Genomic DNA, 2,387 nt, shown 5'->3' with positions numbered 1-2,387 from the left:
GATAAGCAGCCGTCAGACCGCGCATGGTGATCGCGGCAGCGGTTTCAAAGCTGATGTTGTCGGGCAGGCGAATCAGAGGGGCGGCAGAAATCAGACGCTCTGTCGCATAGGCACCCAGCGTGTTGAGCGCGCCGGTATAGGTCACACGGTCACCAATCTTGAAATCGGTGACGCCTTCGCCCACGGCCGTGATGGTGCCGCAGGCTTCGCTACCCACGCCTGCGGGCAGGGGCGAAGGATACAGACCGGAGCGGAAATAAGTGTCGGCAAAGTTCAGAGCCACAGCACCTTGCTTGAGACGGACCTGGCCTGGACCCGGTTGACCGACTTCGATTTCCTCCTGGCGCAACACTTCGGGGCCGCCAACTTCGTGATAACGGATTACTTTAGCCATACAAACTCCTGTCAAATTCCAATAAACACTGCGGGCAGCGGCTCCACCAGGCAACCGCCGACACCGCCATCAAAAAATCCAGTCAAAAAACATCAGGCCTGCGCCGCCGTCAAAGGAGGCAGCACTGCGGTGTTTTCCACGCGCTCACCCGCAGCCTCCTGGCGCAGCACCGCTGCCACCAGCGCCATATCGGCCTCATAGCTGCGTGAGGCTTTCCAAAAGCAGATAGCAGACAAAATTGCTATCGAAGGAATAGCAGCCAGCGCAACATCCAGGCCCCAAGCGTCGGAAATAATGCCACCAAAGAGAGGGCCGACGGCCAAGCCGAACAGATTCTGAAACAAGGCCAGCACCGCGCTGCCCGTGGCCCGCAAGCCAGGGTGAGTCACATTGAGCACGGTGCTGGTGGTCACACCCACGCTGCAGGTCATCAAGAAGCTGCCGAGCAAAATTAGTGCGTACTGGGTCGACACCTCTAGATGAGCGGTAAACGCATAGGTGAACACGGCAAAGGTGAGCAAGGTCAGCACGCACATGGCCAGCAGCTTGTTGCGCGGGCTGCGCTGGCTGAGGCGGTCCGCCACCCAGCCCCAAAACAAAGCGCCCACGGCGCAGCACAGCACGACCAGCGCCGCATGCTTGGCGGCATCGGTGACATCCATGCCGTGAAAGCGGTTGAAGAAGCTGGGCATCCAGGCCCAGATGGTGGACACCAGAATCAGCTCAAATGCGCCGGCCAGACACACCCACAGCAGGGTGGGCCCATGGGTCAGCGCGGCATACAGACGTTTGACAAATGCCTTGGGGCTTTTGGACTGCACCTTGGGCGCAAAGCGCACCACCACATTCTTGTAATCGGGCACCAGCATGAAAAGCAGGGCCATCATCAGGCCAGGAAAGCCCACGGCGCCAAAAGCCGCGCGCCAGCCCCAGTGATCGGCAATCACCCCGCCCAAAATTACGCCCAACACGGCACCCTGTGCGGAAGCCGCAAAAAAGGCACCCAGCAAGGTGGAATGCCAGCGTTTGGGAAACAAGCCGTTGACCAGGGCCGAACCTGCAGCGCCATAACCCGTCTCGCCCAGGCCCACCACCGCACGGGCTGCGAAAAGCTGGGAGTAGTTGCGCGCAAACACGCAGGCAATGGTGGCCATGCTCCACACGGACGCCATGACCACAATGCTTTTCACGCGGCCAAATCGATCGGCCATCATGGCCACAGGCAAACTGCCCACGGCCACCACCACGGAAATAACCGAAACCAGGGCACCCAATTGCTTGTCCGATAATCCCCATTCCTCTTTCAAATGCGGAAACAGCGAAACCACAATCTGCCTATCTATATAGTCAGAGAGCATGAGCAGGAAAATCATGACAAAGGCAAACCAGGCACGCGCAGGCGCTACCGCGTAATCATCGCTTTGGTTGGCATGGGAATCTGCTTCAGTGGAAAGCACGCTTCGTCTCCGTTATCAGGGCGCAGTTTTTATTCTCGATCGATTAGCCCAATACATATAAACAGGGCTGAATATCGGTTTCACATTTCATTAATTAATGGAACTGACAATTCCGCTTGATTCAAATGTAGAAAAAAACTCAAAAATATATTTCTCTAAACGCGCCAAACTTTTTCCTTCTAGCGACAATCAAGGTAAACCCCTAGGACACCCTCAACCGCCCGAAAGCGGCTGCTGGCAAGGCCTGCGCGGCCATCGGCCGCTGTTTGCATAGGTTGGTGCGCACCATGGCGACAAAGACAGCGCTGCTTTGAGCTGCTGTGCGCTCTAGAATTGCTGCCGTTTACGTAAACGTCAACTCAACAGGCCTGGACCTGTGCCCGGAACTAGAAGGAAGCCAAGACGATGACATACGCCGCACCTATCAAAGACATGCTGTTCGACATGGAGCATCTGGTCCAGCTCGAGCAGATCGCCCAGATTCCCGGCTTTGAAGACGCAGGCCTGGAAACCGCCCAGGCCGTGCTTGAAGAATG

At 57.1% G+C, this 2,387-nt stretch carries 3 protein-coding genes; 1 reads left to right on the top strand and 2 read right to left on the bottom strand.

Features of this window, described 5'->3' with window-relative positions:
- Nucleotides 1-394, bottom strand: a 394-nt coding sequence (locus ACNAZA_RS22305; protein WP_415798679.1) for an alcohol dehydrogenase catalytic domain-containing protein, incomplete at its 3' end; no start/stop codon positions are given.
- Between the two features lie 92 nt (nucleotides 395-486).
- Nucleotides 487-1,851, bottom strand: a complete 1,365-nt coding sequence (locus ACNAZA_RS22300; protein ID WP_415798678.1) for an MFS transporter — start codon at nucleotides 1,849-1,851, stop codon at nucleotides 487-489.
- Between the two features lie 405 nt (nucleotides 1,852-2,256).
- Between ACNAZA_RS22300 and ACNAZA_RS22295 the strand changes: the two genes are divergently transcribed.
- Nucleotides 2,257-2,387, top strand: a 131-nt coding sequence (locus ACNAZA_RS22295) for an acyl-CoA dehydrogenase N-terminal domain-containing protein (RefSeq protein WP_415798680.1), incomplete at its 3' end; no start/stop codon positions are given.

This window comes from Comamonas aquatilis (genome assembly GCF_965139575.1).
GTDB lineage: Bacteria > Pseudomonadota > Gammaproteobacteria > Burkholderiales > Burkholderiaceae_C > Comamonas > Comamonas aquatilis.
Note: the sequence above shows the minus strand (reverse complement) of the source record. Positions and strands in the feature narration are given on the sequence as shown.